Genomic DNA, 14,449 nt, shown 5'->3' with positions numbered 1-14,449 from the left:
CAGCAGCCTTTTGAATCATGAGCATCCTCAGTGAATTCAAGGAATTTGCCGTCAAGGGCAATGTCATCGACCTTGCGGTCGGCGTGATCATCGGCGCAGCGTTCGGCAAGATCGTCGACTCGCTCGTGGCCGACATCATCATGCCGCTGGTCGGCGTGGTGTTCGGCAAGCTCGACTTCTCCAACCTCTATGTGGTGCTGGGCACGGCGCCCGCCGGCGTGGCAAACACGCTGGCAGACCTGAAGAAGGCCGGCGTTCCGGTGCTGGCGTATGGCAACTTCATCACCATCGCAGTCAACTTCGTGATCCTGGCCTTCATCATCTTCATCATGGTCAAGCAGATCAACCGCCTGAAGCGCAACGAAGAGCCTGCACCGGCCGCGGCCCCTGAGACACCCGAAGACGTGGTGCTGCTGCGCGAAATCCGCGACAGCCTCAAGCGCCCCTGATCAAGCGCCCTTGAGCACCCGGGCCATGCGCAGCGCCTCGACGAGGCTCGACGCATCGGCCAGCCCCGTTCCCGCGATGTCGAACGCGGTGCCGTGATCGGGGCTGGTGCGCACCAGCGGCAAGCCCAGCGTCACGTTCACACCCTTCTCCACGCCCAGGTACTTGACCGGGATCAGGCCCTGGTCGTGGTACATCGCCACCACCACGTCGAACTCGCCACTGGAGGGCACGCCGTGCCTGGCGCGTGCGCGCATGAAGACCGTGTCGGGCGCATAGGGCCCGCTGGCGTCGATGCCTTCGGCGCGCGCGGCCTCGATGGCCGGCGCGATGATCTCGCGCTCTTCCGAACCGAACAGACCGCCCTCGCCCGCATGCGGGTTGAGGCCCGCCACGCCGATGCGCGGCACGCGGCCCAGCGCATGCGTCAGCGCGCGATGCGCGATGCGCAGGGTTTCGAGCACACCCTCGAAGCGCACGGCCTCGATGGCATTGCGCAGCGACATGTGAATGCTGACGAGCACGGTGCGCAGCTCGTCATTGGCCAGCATCATGCGCACCGGCACGTCGGCCACGGTGCGGCCCAGATGCGCGGCCGCCTCGGCCTGCAGCAGCTCGGTGTGGCCGGGGTACGGAAAGCCGGCGGCCGACAGCGCTTCCTTGTGCAGCGGTGCGGTCACGATGGCGCCGATCTCGCCGCGCAACGCGGCCCGCGCGGCCCAGATCACGCATTCGCCAGCCACGCGGCCGGCCTCTGCGCTGATGCGGCCCGTTTCGATGTGCGAAGGTGGCGCGATCACCTGCAGCACGGGGATGCAGCCCGGCGGTACGGTCGCGGCTTCGGCGACGGATTCGATCTCGAGCACAGGCCAGGCCAGCTGACCCGGCCCGGCCAGGGCCTGCGAGGCCTGGCGCATCGTGCCCACGTCGCCGGCGACGAAGGCGCTGCGGGTCGCATCAGGTGCATCACGAAACGCCTTGGCGATGATCTCCGGCCCGATACCCGCGGGATCGCCCAGCGTGATGGCAATGGCCCCGCTCATTGAAATACCTCCGCGCTTCGCACTGCGGTGCGAGCTTGCTTGGGGCGGCCCGGCGCTGCGCTCATGCCGGGTTGTCGATGTCGATGAACTCGTGCTTCAGCCCGAGCTGCGCCGCCACATGCCCGGCCACCGCCGGCGCGCCGTAGCGTTCGGTGGCGTGGTGCCCGCAAGCCAGGAAAGCCACGCCCATCTCGCGCGCGTAGTGAGCCTGGGGCTCCGAGATTTCGCCGGTGATGAAGGCGTCGGCGCCGGCCGCGATGGCGGCTTCGAAATAGCCCTGCGCGCCACCCGTGCACCAAGCTACGTTTTTGATAGCACGATGCGCCGTATCGACGAGCGTGACCGGCCTTTTAAGCACACCTTCGACGTGCATGGCGAGCGCCTGGGCGTTGGCAAAGCTCTCGCCGCTTTCCTGCATGCCGAGAAAGCCCAGCTCCTGCTCGCCGAAGCGCCCGGTCGAACCGGCATGGGCCACGAGCCCCAGCTTCAGGCCGAGCTGCGCGTTGTTGCCGAGTTCGGGATGCGCATCGAGCGGCAGGTGGTAGGCGAACAGGTTGACGTCATCGCCCAGCAGCAGGCCCAGGCGCTGTTTCATCCAGCCGGTGACGCAGCCGTCCTGGCCGCGCCAGAACAGGCCATGGTGAACGAAGATGGCATCGGCCTCGGCGTGGATCGCGGCCTCGATCAGCGCGCGGCTGGCGGTCACGCCCGAGACGATCTTGCGGACCACGGTGCGCCCTTCGACCTGCAGGCCGTTGGGTCCGTAATCCTTGAAGCGCCCGGGGGCCAGCAGCAGGTCGAATGCATGGAGCAGTTCGTGGCGGGTGGTGCTCATCGCGCCATTGTCGCGCCGCCCGCGGGGGCCGCGCCATCCCGCATGGCATGGCCGCGCGCGGCCAGGGGCAGGAACGCCAGCAGGAAGCCCAGCCCGGCCAGCACTGCGACGTAGTGCGCCGGCGCCATCGTGTCACGCTGCAGCCAGAGCGTGAGGATCACCGGCGTCAGCCCGCCGAAGACCGCGTAAGACATGTTGTAGGCGAACGAAAGCCCGGTGAAGCGCACCGGTGCCGGGAAGGCGCGCACACCTGCGATCGGTACGGTGGCGATGGTGCCCACGAACAAGCCCACCAGCCCGTAGTGCCAGAACAGCGTGGCCGGCGTGCCGGGCAGCCCGCTGTAAAACAGGTAGGCCGTGACGAACAGGCCGCCCCAGCCGACAAGCATCACAGTGCGCGTGCCGATGCGGTCGCTGGCCCAGCCAGCCAGCATGCAGCCAATGGTCAGCGTGAGCGTGGCGAGCGCGTTGGCCTCGAGCGCCAGCGCAGCGGGAATGTGGTGCACCTTCTGCAGATACGTGGGCGTGTACAGCACCACGACCACGATGGCGGCAGACAGCACCCAGGTCAGCAGCGCGACGTACACGCAGGCCAGGCGGTGCTCGCGCAGCACGGTGCGCAGCGGCATCTCGCGCGCCACGCTGCGGCGGCCAGCCAGCTCCTTGAAGACCGGCGTCTCGTGCAGGAACCGGCGCAGGTACACCGACACCAGCCCGAACACGCCGCCCAGGATGAAGGGAATGCGCCAGGCGAAGTCGCTCACCTGCTCGGGCGAATAGTGGCGGTTGATGGCCACCGCGATCAGCGAGCCCAGCAGGATGCCGCCGGTGATGCCCGAAGTCAGCATGCCGATGCCGAAGCCGTAGCGCTTTGCCGGCACGTGCTCGCCCACGAACACCCAGGCGCCGGGCATCTCGCCGCCGATGGCCGCGCCCTGCAGCACGCGCATCGCCAGCAGCAGCAGGGGCGCGGCGACGCCGATGCTCGCGTAGGTCGGCAGCAGGCCGATCACCAGCGTGGGCGCAGCCATCAGGAAGATCGACAGCGTGAACATGCGCTTGCGGCCGAAGATGTCGCCGAAATGCGCGATGACGATGCCGCCCACCGGGCGTGCGAGGTAGCCGGCCGCGAAGATGCCGAAGGTCTGCAGCTGCCGCAGCCAGTCGGGCATGTCGACCGGGAAGAACAGCGCGCCCAGCACGGTGGCGAAGAACACGTAGATGACGAAGTCGTAGAACTCCAGGGTGCCGCCGAGAGCGGACAGGCCGAGGGTCTTGTAGTCGCTCGAGTCGAGCGTGCGTGCCGGTGCTGGCTGCGCGCCGTCCGGGAAGGTTGCTTCTGAAGTCATGGCTGGCAGGGAGATCGTGATCGCGCGCCAGCCCGCGGGACCGGGTGAGAAAACGGAAAAATGGCGCGCTGGCGAAATGCCTGGCCGCTTCCACCGGGTGGGCAGCGCGGGAGGCCTGAAAAACACGGGCCGGATGGGACCGACCTGCGATCCTAGGTGTTAACCCGGCTTTACGTACGCAGGAAGTCTTAATCTCGACCTCTGCGAGCGGTTTCTGCACCAGGCGGTTGAGGGACAATTGACAACATTGCTGCGTTGCACTGCAGCCTTCCAACGTCTTTTTCACCAATCTTTCATGAAACGCACCTGGCTGCTCTTCGCCCAAGCCGTGACCGTCCTGCTCGCGGCCTACTTCGTCGTCGCGACGCTCAAGCCCGAGTGGATCAACAAGCGCGCAACCTCGCTGGGCGGCGTGGTGTCGATCGTCGAGGCACCGGCCGGCAACCCGGGCGTGACAACGCCCGGCAGCCTGAGCGTGCCGGCCAAGAAGGCCTCCCCGGCGGTGGTGAGCATCAACACCAGCAAGGCCGCGCAGCGCCACCCGCGAAGCAACGACCCGTGGTTCCGCTTCTTCTTCGGCGACCAGGACGACCAGCCCCAGGTGGGCCTGGGCAGCGGCGTGATCGTGAGCCCCGACGGCTACATCCTCACCAACAACCACGTGGTCGAGGGCGCCGACGAGATCGAAGTGACGCTCAACGACAGCCGCCATGCGCGCGGCAAGGTGATCGGCACCGATCCCGACACCGACCTGGCCGTGCTGAAGATCGAGCTCGACAAGCTGCCGGTGATCGTGCTGGGCGATTCAGACGCGCTGCAGGTGGGCGACCAGGTGCTGGCCATCGGCAACCCCTTCGGCGTGGGCCAGACCGTGACCAGCGGCATCGTCTCGGCACTGGGCCGCAACCAGCTCGGCATCAACAACTTCGAGAACTTCATCCAGACCGACGCGGCCATCAACCCCGGCAACTCGGGTGGCGCGCTGATCGACGTCAACGGCAACCTGCAGGGCATCAACACCGCGATCTACTCGCGCTCGGGCGGCAGCATGGGCATCGGCTTCGCCATTCCGGTGTCGATGGCCAAGATCGTGCTCGAAGGGATCGTGAAGGAAGGCCAGGTGCGCCGCGGCTGGATCGGCGTGGAGCCGAGCGACCTGTCGCCCGAACTCGCCGAGACCTTCGGCGTGAAGGCGGACGCGGGCGTGATCATCACCGGCGTGCTGCAGAACGGCCCGGCCGCCAAGGCCGGCATTCGCCCGGGTGACGTGATCACCTCGGTGGGCGAGAAGAAGACCGACAACGTGCAGGCGCTGCTGACCGCCGTGGCCGGCCTGAAGCCAGGCAGCACCTCGCGGTTCGCGCTGCAGCGCGGCAGCGACAAGATGGAGCTGGATGTGACGCCGGGTCTGCGCCCGAAGAGCCCGGTCCGGCAGGTGCCGCCGAGTCAGCCCGAATAACGGGCTGTCAGGTCGGTCGATCAGGATTGCGCTGAATCAGCGCTTTCCTCTTCCTCGGACTTCTTGCCGGAACTGGCGAAGTACCTGGCACCGATGATGCCCACCTCGTACAGCAGGCACATCGGCACCGCCAGCGCCAGCTGCGACACCACGTCGGGCGGCGTGAGCACCGCGGCAACGACGAATGCCACCACGATGAAGTAGCCGCGGAAGGACTTCAGCTTCTCGATGGTCACCATCTCGAAGCGCACCAGCAGCATCACGACGATCGGCACCTGGAAGGCCACGCCGAAGGCGATGTAGAGCGACAGGATCGCCTCGACGTACGAGGAAATGTCGGGTGTTGCCTGCACCGCGGACGGTGCGAAGCGCTGGATGAAGCTGAACATCTTGTCCAGCACGAAGAGCTGCACGAACGCGATGCCCGCATAGGCCAGCAGGCTGCCGAAGAAGATCAGCGGCAGCGCGAATTTCTTTTCATGGCTGTAGAGCCCCGGCGCAATGAACATCCACGCCTGGTACATGAGCCAGGGCAGCGCCAGCAGCACGGCGGCCATCATCAAAACCTTGAGCGGCACGAAGAACGGCGAGAACACGCCGATGGCGATCAGCTTCGCGTCGTGCGGCATGTGCGCCTTGATCGGCATCGCGATCAGGTCGATCAGCCCGCCCGGGCCGGGCCAGATGGCCAGCAGGATGCCCGCGACCACGAGGCCGTAGACGCAATAGAGCAGGCGGTCGCGAAGCTCGACCAGGTGCGCCACGAACGGCTGTTCGGTGCCCGCCAGCTCGTCTTCTTTGTCTTTGTTCTTGTTGTCGGAATCGGCCATTGGAAAAGAAGATAGCGTGACGTCGGCCGGCGTGCGGCGCGCGCAGAACGCGGTGTTGTGGATGCGCTAGTTGATCTTGTTGATCGTATGCGGGCGGAAGCGCGCAACGCGCGCCGCGCCCGACAGCGCCTTGGTGCGCACGCCGTTGCGCGCCTTGTACCACTGTGGCGTGGCGCCCTGTTTCAGGCGCCAGTTCTTGCGGGGATGCTTGTATTCGGGCGGCGACGGCTCGGGTTCGGCCAGCGCCGAGAGGGTTTCGCCCGAACCGCTGAACTGCTTCTCGAATTCGCTCGCGCCCGTGTGGATGCTGTGCTCGACGTCGCGCGCCGCATCCTCGACGGTGGTCTTCATCTTGCGGAGCTCGTCGAGCTCCATCGAGCGGTTGACTTCGGCCTTGACGTCGTTCACGTAGCGCTGCGCCTTGCCAAGCAGGGTGCCAACGGTGCGGGCCACGCGCGGCAGCTTTTCCGGGCCGATGACGATCAGCGCCACGACGCCGATCAGCGCCAGCTTCTCAATGCCGAGGTCGAGCACGTGCGGTCCGCGCTCAGGACTTCTGACGCGCTTCGACGTCGATCGTCGGCTTGTCGCTGTTGGCCGGCTGGCCGGTCACTTGCTGGGCGGGGGCCGACGAAGCGGCGGCATCGGACGAGCTGCCGTCCTTCATGCCGTCCTTGAAGCCCTTGACGGCGCCGCCAAGATCCGAACCCATGTTCCGCAGCTTCTTGGTGCCGAAGATCATGACCACTACGAGCAGCACGATCAGCCAGTGCCAGATGGAAAAAGAACCCATGGAGAACTCCTAAGAATGTGTCCGATTTTAGTCGGGCGGAATGTGACAGTTTGGCTTAATGCCGCTCAGCCGCGAAGCCACGGCCGGGGACCACCCATGACATGGACATGGAGATGGTGAACCTCCTGCCCACCCTCGGTGCCGGTATTGACCACGACCCGGTAGCCGCCGTCCGGATAGGGCCTGCAGCCCTGCTCCAGCGCCAGCTTGGGCGCCAGGATCATGATCTTGCCCATCAGCGCCTCGTCGTCGGGCGTCAGCTGGGCCATCGAGGCGATGTGCTTCTTGGGCACCAGCATGAAATGCACCGGCGCCCAGGGCGCGATGTCGTGGAAGCCGAACAGGTCTTCGTCTTCGTAGACCTTGCGCGAGGGAATCTTGCCCTCGATGATTTTGCAGAAGATGCAGTTGGGATCGTGTGACATGGAGGTTGTTCGTTAGACAGCCATGGGCTTGCGTTCGCTCCAGTTCAGCCAGCCCTTGACCAGCCGGTAGATCATCCACACGGCAGTGACGAAGAGAATGGGGAAGCCGATCAGGATCCAGATGGTGATAAACCCCAGGATGGACCAGACCAGGCCCCACCAGAAGGTGCGGATCTGCCAGGTGAAGTGGCTTTGATAGAGCGTGCCCTCCGTATCCTCGCGCTTGAGGTAGTTGAGCACGATGCCCACGATCCCCGTGAGGCCGCCCGTGAACCACGAAAGCGCATAGAGGATGTACACCGCCAGCGTGATCTGGCGCAGGCTTTCCAGCTGCTCGGGCGTCTTGCCGGAGATGTCGTCGATCGCGGTGATTTCGTTCATTCGGAGGCCTGGCCTTTCTGCTGCTCTTCGATGCCGCGTTGCTGCACCTTGCGCAGCGCTTTTTCCTCGATGCCGCTGGTGCCCTCCCGGCGCTCGAGTTCCGCGGTGACGTCTGACGGGGAAAAACCGTAGTGCGCCAGCGCCACCATGGTGTGGAACCACAGGTCGGCCACTTCGTTCACTATTTTCGAACGGTCGCCGCCGTGGTCGGCGTCCTTGGCGGCCATCACGACCTCGGTGGCTTCCTCGCCGATTTTCTTGAGGAAGGCGTCGGGGCCCTTGTGCAGCAAGCGTGCGACGTAGCTCTTCTCGGGATCGCCGCCGCGCGCGGGCAGGCGGCTTTCGATGACCGCGGCCAGGCGTGCGAGGGCGTCGGAGGTGTTGCTGTTCACTGTGACCGTCATTTGTAGATCGACTCCGGGTCTTTCAAGACGGGTTCGACCACCGTCCACTGACCCTTTTCGTACTTGCTGAAGAAGCAGCTGTGGCGCCCGGTATGGCAGGCGATGCCGGGCTCGTGGCCGAGCTGGGTGACCTTGAGCAGCACCACGTCGTTGTCGCAGTCGAGGCGGATCTCGTGCACGGTCTGCACGTGGCCCGACTCCTCGCCCTTGAACCAGAGCTTGTTGCGCGAGCGGCTGAAATACACCGCGCGGCCCAGCTCGGCGGTCTTTTCGAGCGCCTCGCGGTTCATCCAGGCGAACATCAGCACGTCGTTGCTGCCCTGTTCCTGCGCGATGACCGGCACCAGGCCGTTCGCGTCCCACTTCACTTCATCGAGCCAATTCATGGAAGTATTGTCGGGGATAGGAAAAGACCCTTTGGACACGCTTCAAGCGTCGATCCGCACGGGAATGCCGCGCGCAGCCATGCGGGCCTTGGCCTCGCCCACCGTGTGCTCGCCGTAGTGAAAGATGCTGGCCGCCAGCACGGCGTCGGCGCCGCCGGTCTGGATGCCATCGGCCAGGTCGTCGAGGCTGCCCACGCCGCCCGAGGCGATCACCGGCACGCTGACGGCGTTGCTCACCGCGCGGGTCAATTCCAGGTCGAAGCCGCTCTTGGTGCCGTCCCGGTCCATGCTGGTCAGCAGGATCTCGCCGGCGCCGCGGCGCGCCATCTCGGTCGCCCATTCGACGGCGTCGAGGCCGGTGTTCTTGCGCCCGCCGTGGCTGTACACGTCCCAGCCCGCGCCGCGGGTGGCGGCTTCTTCGGGACTGCGGCGCTTGGCGTCGATGGCGACCACGATGCATTGCGAGCCGTACTTCTGCGCGGCGTCGCTGATCACCTGCGGATCGGCGATGGCGGCCGAATTGAAGCTGGTCTTGTCGGCTCCGGCGTTGAGCAGCCGGCGCACATCGGCCACCGTGCGCACGCCGCCGCCCACAGTCAGCGGAATGAAGATCTGCGAAGCCACAGCCTCGATGATCGGCAGGATCAGGTCGCGGCCATCGCTGGTGGCGGTGATGTCGAGAAAGGTCAGTTCGTCGGCGCCCTGGGCGTTGTAGCGCGCGGCGATCTCGACCGGATCGCCGGCATCGCGCAGTTCGAGGAAGTTGACGCCCTTGACGACGCGGCCGCCGGTGACGTCGAGGCAGGGAATGATGCGTTTGGCAAGCATGGGATGTTGAACAACCGGTAGGGAATCAGAGAACGCGGAGCTGTTGCCAGCCCTGCCACTGGGCGCCGGGCATCAGCAGCACGGGCTCGTCGATGCGGGCGGCCTCCACGCAGAGCATGTGGCGAAAGCCATCGGCAGGCATGTCGGCGAGTTTCGCACCGAGCACCGCGCCGGGGTTCCAGACCACGGTTTCGCTGCAGCTCGCACTTTGGGAGATCTCGAGCTTGCCGCCCGGCTGGACCAGCCGCAGCGGCTGGGCGGGCGCGGCATAGACGCTGTCGAACTCTGCATCGAAATGCAACGCCGCCGCGGTTTCCACCCAGCGGTCGTCGCGCAGCGAATCCCAGCGGTTGGCGCCCTGCAGGCCCTCAAGCCGCACGTTGGCGATGTCGTCGACGCGCAGGTAGGTGTGCAGCGCGGCGGCAAAGGTCCAGGGTGCGCGGTCGATGTTGGCCAGCGTGAGCGTCGTGCGCAGCTGGCCGCCGGACAAAGCGGCTTCCAGCCGCGCCTCAAAAGCGTGCGGCCAGAGCTTTCTGGTGGCTTCGGAGTCGCGAAGCGTCAGCCTCAGCGTTTCGGGCGCATCCGAGACCTCGTGCCCCCAAGGCAAATTGCGCATGAATCCATGCTTGGGCAACATGCCGCGCTGGTTGAATTGGGGGCAGCAAATGGGCACGCCGCCGCGGATGGCCGTATGCCCGTCGAACACCGCCGAAGGGCTCAGGTAGAGCCTTTCCACCCCGTCAGCCGCGGTCCAAGAGAGCACTTGCGCCCCATGCAAGGCCACCGTGAGGGTGCTCCCATCGATGCCGTTGGCACGCAGAGCGGGCTGGCCGCGAAACTCGATCGGGGTGATTTCCATGGCGAGAATTGTAGGCAGCACCCGCACCGTGGCACGGAATTGGCATCAAGGGCCATTGCGTGCCCGGGGCCTTCTTGGATACCCTGTGATCGCTTGCATCGAGGGACAACGTGCAAGTCGGTCCCGTGCACTCGGAAAAACTACTCTCACACGACAAGGGGATACGCATGAAGAAGCTGCCGATGGCCGCCTGGATCCTGATCGCGATGGTGCTCGGCATCATCGTGGGCTACATGATCTTCTCCAGCTTTCCGGACAAGAAAGCCGCGAAAGAAATCGCAGACTACGTCTCCATCATCTCGGACGTGTTCCTGCGCCTGATCAAGATGCTGATCGGCCCGCTGGTGTTCTCCACGCTGGTGGTGGGCATCGCGCACATGGGCGACGCCAAGTCGGTCGGCCGCGTTTTCGGCAAGGCCATCGGCTGGTTTCTCACCGCTTCGCTGATCTCGCTGGTCATCGGCCTGGTCATGGCCAACCTGCTCAAGCCCGGCGAAAACCTCGGCCTGCCGCTGCCCGACATCGGCGCCTCGGCCAACCTTGCCACCTCGAAATTCACGCTGAAAGACTTCGTGAGCCACACGGTGCCGAAGTCCTTCGTCGAGGCCATGGCCAACAACGAGATCCTGCAGATCGTGGTGTTCTCGATGTTCTTCGGCGTGGCGCTCGCCTCGCTGGGCGACAAGGCCAAGACGCTGGTCGCCGCCATCGAGGAGCTGTCGCACGCCATGCTCAAGATCACCGGCTACGTCATGAAGCTCGCGCCGCTCGCGGTGCTGGCCGCCATGGCCGCCACGGTGGCCGTCAACGGCCTGGGTATCCTGCTGAAGTTCGCGGTGTTCATGGGCGACTTCTACCTGGGCCTGTTCGTGCTGTGGAGCGTGCTGGTGCTGGCGGGCTTCCTGTTCCTCGGCCCGCGCGTGTTCAAGCTGCTGGTGCTCATCAAGGAAGCCTTCCTGCTGTCGTTTGCCACTGCCAGTTCGGAAGCGGCCTACCCGAAGATCCTGCAGGCGCTCGACCGTTTCGGCGTGAAGCGCAAGATCTCCAGCTTCGTGATGCCGATGGGCTACTCGTTCAACCTCGACGGCTCGATGATGTACTGCACCTTCGCCGTGCTCTTCATCGCGCAGGCCTACAACATCCACATGCCGATCAGCACGCAGATCACCATGCTGCTGATCCTGATGCTCACCTCCAAGGGCATGGCCGGCGTGCCGCGCGCCTCGCTGGTGGTGATCGCAGCCACGCTGAACCACTTCGACATTCCCGAGGCCGGCCTGCTGCTGATCCTGGGCGTGGACACCTTCCTCGACATGGGCCGCTCGGCCACCAACGCAGTGGGCAACTCCATCGCCACCGCGGTGGTTGCCAAGTGGGAGGGCGAGCTGATGTCCGAGAGCGATGCCGAGGTCAACGCCAAGGCGCTCGACGAGGAAGCCAGCGCCACCCTCGCCCACCCCGCCCACGCGTGAGGCGCGCCATGAAGCCCAAGGCCACGCTGTCGGTTTTCCTCGCCGGACTGCTGGCGGCCGCCGTGTTCGTGCTGGCGGCACCGGCACAGGCGCAGGAACAGGCAGCGCCCACCGCGCTGACCGGCACCCTCGCCAAGGCCCGCGAAACCGGCGCCATCACCATCGGCTACCGCGAGTCGTCGGTGCCGTTCTCGTACCTCAATGCGCGCAAGGAGCCGATCGGCTATTCGATCGAGCTTTGCCGCGCGCTGGTAACGGCCATCGAGGACGCGGTGAACAGGAGCCTCACGATCAAGTGGGTGCCCGTCACGTCGGACTCTCGCATCGACGCGGTCGCGAGCGGCAAGGTCGACCTGGAATGCGGCTCGACCACCAACAACCTCGAACGCCAGAAGCGCGTGAGTTTCTCGCCCACGATGTTCGTCTCGGGCACCAAGGTGCTGGTGAAGAAGGGCTCGCCGATCAAGTCGTTCCGCGACCTCGCGGGCAGGAAGGTGGCAGTGACGGCCGGCACCACCAACGAGAAGACGCTGCGCGACCTGTCGGAGAAGTTCAAGCTGAACATCAACCTGCAGGTGACGCGCGACCATGCGGAGTCGTTCGGGCTGGTGAAGAGCGGCCAGGCCGATGCCTTCGCGACCGACGACGTGCTGCTCTACGGCCTGATCGCGCAAGACGCCGCCAAGGCCGACTACGAAGTGGTCGGCGACTTCCTCTCCTACGACCCCTACGGGATCATGTACCGCAAGGGCGACCCGCAGCTGAACAAGGTGGTCGTCGACACCTTCCAGGTGCTGGCGGAAGACGGCGAGATCGAGCGGCAGTACAAGCGCTGGTTCCTGCGCAAGCTGCCGTCGGGGGAAAGCATCAACCTGCCGATGAGCGCGCAGCTGGAAACGATTATCCAGACGATGTCGGTGAAGGCCGAATAAGCCCTCATTCAACTGCTACCGCGCTGGCCAATCCCAGCGCGGTATTTCGCTCATGTCGAGGTTGGCGATGCGCGTTTCGCCGAACTGCTTTTCGAGCACTACCGGCTGCAGGCCTTCGCTGTCGTCCAGCGCGGCAATCAGCCGGGCGGCGTGCGACACCACGATCACCTGCGACTGCCGCGCGGCCTGCGCAATCAACCGCCCCAGGGCCGGCAGCAGGTCGGGGTGCAGGCTGGTCTCGGGCTCATTGAGCACCAGCAGCGCAGGCGGGCGGGGCGTGAGCAGCGCCGCAATCCACAACAGGTAGCGCAGGGTGCCGTCGGAGAGTTCAGCGGCTGTAAGGGGCCGCAGCAGGCCGTGCTGGCGCATCAGCGTCTCGAAGCGGTCGCCTGTCACCTGAACCTCGATGCTTGCGCCGGGGAAGGCGTCGTCCACCGCGCGGTCGAGTGCTTCGCCGTCGCCGATCTCTCGGATGGTCTGCAACGCCGCGGCCAGATCAGCGCCGTCGTTGGCCAGCACCGGCGTGTACGTGCCCAGTTGAGGCTGGCGCGCGGGCGCATCGGCGTCGGAGCGGAAGTGGTCGTAGAAGCGCCAGGAGCGCATCTGCTCGCGCAGCGTGAGCATCTCGGGTGCATCGCGCGGGTCGGCGTGCTCCGTCATCATGCTGGCGAAGGCCGGAATCGGCCGGCCGACAGCCTGCCAGCTCTTGCCCTCACGCAGGCGCAGCGCGGCGCCCTTGCGGTCGACCAGCTGCGTCGAGGGGCGCAGCAGCGGGCCGCTCCAGATGGCCTCGTGCTTGATCTGCGGGTCGCTCGAAAAGGCCGTCGATGAACTCGGTGGCGGCAGGCCGATGTCGATGGCGTAGCCGAAATCTTCAGCCTCGACGCCAGCGAACCCCAGCTTCAGCGCGACCGGCTCGCTGCGCGATGTGCCCTGCACCGGCACCTCGCCCCGCAGCATGGCCGCCGAGAAGCGCTCGGGCCCGGCCCACAAGGTCGATGAAAGCCCACCCTCGCGCACCAGCGAGCGGATCACGCCGCCATTGGCGATGTCCGCCAGCAGACGCATCGCCCGGTACACGCTCGACTTGCCACTGCCGTTGGCCCCGGTCACGACCGTGAGCCGGCCCAGCGGCACGGTCAGCTGCCGCAGCGAGCGGTAATTGGCGATGGCGAGCGCGGAAAGCACGCGCTACGCGGTTAGAGCGTCAGGCGCCGGCCAGTTCGTCCGCGCGAGCCTGCGCGGCGGCGAAATCGAGGTCGCCCGAATAGATGGCGCGGCCGCAGATCACACCCTCGACACCATCGGACTCGACTGCGCAGAGCTTGTCGATGTCGGCCATGTTCGACAGGCCGCCCGAGGCGATCACCGGAATGGTCAGCGCCTGCGCGAGCTTGACGGTGGCCTCGATGTTGATGCCCGAGAGCATGCCGTCGCGGCCGATGTCGGTGTAGATGATCGACTCGACGCCGTAGTCCTCGAACTTCTTGCCCAGGTCGGCCACCTCGTGGCCCGTGAGCTTGCTCCAGCCGTCGGTGGCGACCTTGCCGTCCTTGGCGTCCAGGCCCACGATGATGTGGCCGCCGAAGGCGCTGCAGGCGTCCTTCAGGAAGCCGGGGTTCTTGACCGCGGCGGTGCCGATGATCACGTAGCGCAGGCCGTCGTCGATGTAGCGCTCGATGGTGTCGAGGTCGCGGATGCCGCCGCCGAGCTGCACCGGAATGTCGTCGCCCACCTCTTTCAGGATCGCCTTGATGGCCGCGTGGTTCTGCGGCTTGCCGGCGAAGGCGCCATTCAGATCGACCAGGTGCAGCCGGCGCGCGCCGGCCTCGACCCACTTGCGGGCCATGGCAGCGGGGTCCTCGCTGAAGATGGTGGACTGGTCCATGTCGCCCTGCTTGAGGCGAACGCAGTGGCCGTCTTTGAGATCAATGGCGGGAATGAGGAGCATGGAAGTGACGCGAGTATGCGGAAGCCGGGCTGTGAGAGGTTCGGCCCGGTCGGAA

18 protein-coding genes are annotated in these 14,449 nt (G+C 65.9%); 4 read left to right on the top strand and 14 right to left on the bottom strand.

The window, feature by feature from the left end; genetic code table 11:
- Positions 1–17 precede the first annotated feature (17 nt).
- Entirely contained in the window at positions 18–449 is a 432-nt protein-coding gene (gene mscL, locus BLV60_RS01265) for a large conductance mechanosensitive channel protein MscL (RefSeq protein ID WP_093048667.1), read from the top strand.
- Here the strand turns inward: mscL and pdxA are convergent, their stop codons facing one another.
- From pdxA to BLV60_RS01250, 3 genes are all read right to left on the bottom strand, one after another.
- Positions 450–1,490 (bottom strand): 4-hydroxythreonine-4-phosphate dehydrogenase PdxA, encoded by a 1,041-nt coding sequence (pdxA, locus tag BLV60_RS01260; RefSeq protein ID WP_093048663.1) that lies wholly within the window; start codon positions 1,488–1,490, stop codon positions 450–452.
- Positions 1,491–1,551: 61 nt separating this feature from the next.
- Positions 1,552–2,325 (bottom strand): Nif3-like dinuclear metal center hexameric protein, encoded by a 774-nt coding sequence (locus BLV60_RS01255; protein ID WP_093048660.1) that lies wholly within the window; start codon positions 2,323–2,325, stop codon positions 1,552–1,554.
- Positions 2,322–3,674, bottom strand: coding sequence for an MFS transporter (locus tag BLV60_RS01250; protein ID WP_093048658.1), 1,353 nt, complete (start codon positions 3,672–3,674; stop codon positions 2,322–2,324). The genes BLV60_RS01255 and BLV60_RS01250 overlap by 4 nt, the downstream gene beginning before the upstream one ends.
- 295 nt (positions 3,675–3,969) lie before the next feature.
- On the opposite strand from BLV60_RS01250, the gene BLV60_RS01245 reads away from it, so the two are divergent.
- Positions 3,970–5,133, top strand: coding sequence for a trypsin-like peptidase domain-containing protein (locus BLV60_RS01245; protein ID WP_093048655.1), 1,164 nt, complete (start codon positions 3,970–3,972; stop codon positions 5,131–5,133).
- Positions 5,134–5,153: 20 nt separating this feature from the next.
- Here the strand turns inward: BLV60_RS01245 and tatC are convergent, their stop codons facing one another.
- From tatC to BLV60_RS01200, 9 genes are all read right to left on the bottom strand, one after another.
- Positions 5,154–5,963, bottom strand: coding sequence for a twin-arginine translocase subunit TatC (gene tatC / locus BLV60_RS01240; protein WP_093048652.1), 810 nt, complete (start codon positions 5,961–5,963; stop codon positions 5,154–5,156).
- 66 nt (positions 5,964–6,029) lie between these two features.
- On the bottom strand, positions 6,030–6,497 hold the full coding sequence (tatB, locus tag BLV60_RS01235; protein WP_007835284.1) for a Sec-independent protein translocase protein TatB: 468 nt from the start codon (positions 6,495–6,497) through the stop codon (positions 6,030–6,032).
- Positions 6,498–6,510: 13 nt separating this feature from the next.
- Positions 6,511–6,756, bottom strand: a complete 246-nt coding sequence (tatA, locus tag BLV60_RS01230) for a Sec-independent protein translocase subunit TatA (RefSeq protein ID WP_093048649.1) — start codon at positions 6,754–6,756, stop codon at positions 6,511–6,513.
- Between the two features lie 65 nt (positions 6,757–6,821).
- Positions 6,822–7,181 (bottom strand): histidine triad nucleotide-binding protein, encoded by a 360-nt coding sequence (locus BLV60_RS01225; RefSeq protein ID WP_093048646.1) that lies wholly within the window; start codon positions 7,179–7,181, stop codon positions 6,822–6,824.
- Positions 7,182–7,193: 12 nt separating this feature from the next.
- On the bottom strand, positions 7,194–7,562 hold the full coding sequence (locus tag BLV60_RS01220) for a DUF4870 family protein (protein WP_176928690.1): 369 nt from the start codon (positions 7,560–7,562) through the stop codon (positions 7,194–7,196).
- Positions 7,559–7,966 (bottom strand): phosphoribosyl-ATP diphosphatase, encoded by a 408-nt coding sequence (locus tag BLV60_RS01215; RefSeq protein WP_093048643.1) that lies wholly within the window; start codon positions 7,964–7,966, stop codon positions 7,559–7,561. Before BLV60_RS01215 ends, BLV60_RS01220 begins: the two co-directional genes overlap by 4 nt.
- Positions 7,963–8,352, bottom strand: a complete 390-nt coding sequence (gene hisI / locus BLV60_RS01210) for a phosphoribosyl-AMP cyclohydrolase (RefSeq protein WP_013539725.1) — start codon at positions 8,350–8,352, stop codon at positions 7,963–7,965. Before hisI ends, BLV60_RS01215 begins: the two co-directional genes overlap by 4 nt.
- Before the next feature lie 42 nt (positions 8,353–8,394).
- Positions 8,395–9,180 carry an imidazole glycerol phosphate synthase subunit HisF gene (gene hisF / locus BLV60_RS01205; RefSeq protein WP_093048640.1) on the bottom strand — a complete coding sequence of 262 codons (786 nt, stop codon included), beginning with the start codon at positions 9,178–9,180 and terminating at the stop codon, positions 8,395–8,397.
- A gap of 25 nt (positions 9,181–9,205) precedes the next feature.
- Positions 9,206–10,039, bottom strand: coding sequence for a D-hexose-6-phosphate mutarotase (locus BLV60_RS01200; RefSeq protein WP_093048637.1), 834 nt, complete (start codon positions 10,037–10,039; stop codon positions 9,206–9,208).
- Positions 10,040–10,206: 167 nt separating this feature from the next.
- On the opposite strand from BLV60_RS01200, the gene BLV60_RS01195 reads away from it, so the two are divergent.
- Together BLV60_RS01195 and BLV60_RS01190 are read left to right on the top strand one after the other, a co-directional pair.
- A complete protein-coding gene (locus tag BLV60_RS01195; RefSeq protein WP_093048634.1) occupies positions 10,207–11,511 on the top strand; it encodes a dicarboxylate/amino acid:cation symporter in 1,305 nt (434 codons plus the stop codon).
- An 8-nt stretch (positions 11,512–11,519) separates the two neighbouring features.
- Entirely contained in the window at positions 11,520–12,443 is a 924-nt protein-coding gene (locus BLV60_RS01190; RefSeq protein ID WP_093048631.1) for an amino acid ABC transporter substrate-binding protein, read from the top strand.
- Positions 12,444–12,458: 15 nt separating this feature from the next.
- On the opposite strand, the gene BLV60_RS01185 is transcribed toward BLV60_RS01190, so the two are convergent.
- Positions 12,459–13,631: an AAA family ATPase gene (locus tag BLV60_RS01185; RefSeq protein WP_093048628.1), complete on the bottom strand. Its 1,173-nt coding sequence runs from the start codon at positions 13,629–13,631 to the stop codon at positions 12,459–12,461.
- Between the two features lie 19 nt (positions 13,632–13,650).
- Entirely contained in the window at positions 13,651–14,394 is a 744-nt protein-coding gene (hisA, locus tag BLV60_RS01180; protein WP_093048625.1) for a 1-(5-phosphoribosyl)-5-[(5-phosphoribosylamino)methylideneamino]imidazole-4-carboxamide isomerase, read from the bottom strand.
- Between the last annotated feature and the right edge of the window lie 55 nt (positions 14,395–14,449).

This window comes from Variovorax sp. YR634 (genome assembly GCF_900106655.1).
GTDB lineage: Bacteria > Pseudomonadota > Gammaproteobacteria > Burkholderiales > Burkholderiaceae_C > Variovorax.
Note: the sequence above shows the minus strand (reverse complement) of the source record. Positions and strands in the feature narration are given on the sequence as shown.

Coding starts and splice junctions, on each gene's coding strand:
- hisI (WP_013539725.1), bottom strand. CDS start 8,352: ATGAATTGGCTCGATGAAGTGAAGTGGGACGCGAACGGCCTGGTGCCG.
- BLV60_RS01220 (WP_176928690.1), bottom strand. CDS start 7,562: ATGAACGAAATCACCGCGATCGACGACATCTCCGGCAAGACGCCCGAG.
- tatC (WP_093048652.1), bottom strand. CDS start 5,963: ATGGCCGATTCCGACAACAAGAACAAAGACAAAGAAGACGAGCTGGCG.
- BLV60_RS01190 (WP_093048631.1), top strand. CDS start 11,520: ATGAAGCCCAAGGCCACGCTGTCGGTTTTCCTCGCCGGACTGCTGGCG.
- BLV60_RS01200 (WP_093048637.1), bottom strand. CDS start 10,039: ATGGAAATCACCCCGATCGAGTTTCGCGGCCAGCCCGCTCTGCGTGCC.
- BLV60_RS01255 (WP_093048660.1), bottom strand. CDS start 2,325: ATGAGCACCACCCGCCACGAACTGCTCCATGCATTCGACCTGCTGCTG.
- BLV60_RS01225 (WP_093048646.1), bottom strand. CDS start 7,181: ATGTCACACGATCCCAACTGCATCTTCTGCAAAATCATCGAGGGCAAG.
- pdxA (WP_093048663.1), bottom strand. CDS start 1,490: ATGAGCGGGGCCATTGCCATCACGCTGGGCGATCCCGCGGGTATCGGG.
- BLV60_RS01245 (WP_093048655.1), top strand. CDS start 3,970: ATGAAACGCACCTGGCTGCTCTTCGCCCAAGCCGTGACCGTCCTGCTC.
- hisA (WP_093048625.1), bottom strand. CDS start 14,394: ATGCTCCTCATTCCCGCCATTGATCTCAAAGACGGCCACTGCGTTCGC.
- hisF (WP_093048640.1), bottom strand. CDS start 9,180: ATGCTTGCCAAACGCATCATTCCCTGCCTCGACGTCACCGGCGGCCGC.
- mscL (WP_093048667.1), top strand. CDS start 18: ATGAGCATCCTCAGTGAATTCAAGGAATTTGCCGTCAAGGGCAATGTC.
- BLV60_RS01250 (WP_093048658.1), bottom strand. CDS start 3,674: ATGACTTCAGAAGCAACCTTCCCGGACGGCGCGCAGCCAGCACCGGCA.
- tatA (WP_093048649.1), bottom strand. CDS start 6,756: ATGGGTTCTTTTTCCATCTGGCACTGGCTGATCGTGCTGCTCGTAGTG.
- BLV60_RS01195 (WP_093048634.1), top strand. CDS start 10,207: ATGAAGAAGCTGCCGATGGCCGCCTGGATCCTGATCGCGATGGTGCTC.
- BLV60_RS01215 (WP_093048643.1), bottom strand. CDS start 7,966: ATGACGGTCACAGTGAACAGCAACACCTCCGACGCCCTCGCACGCCTG.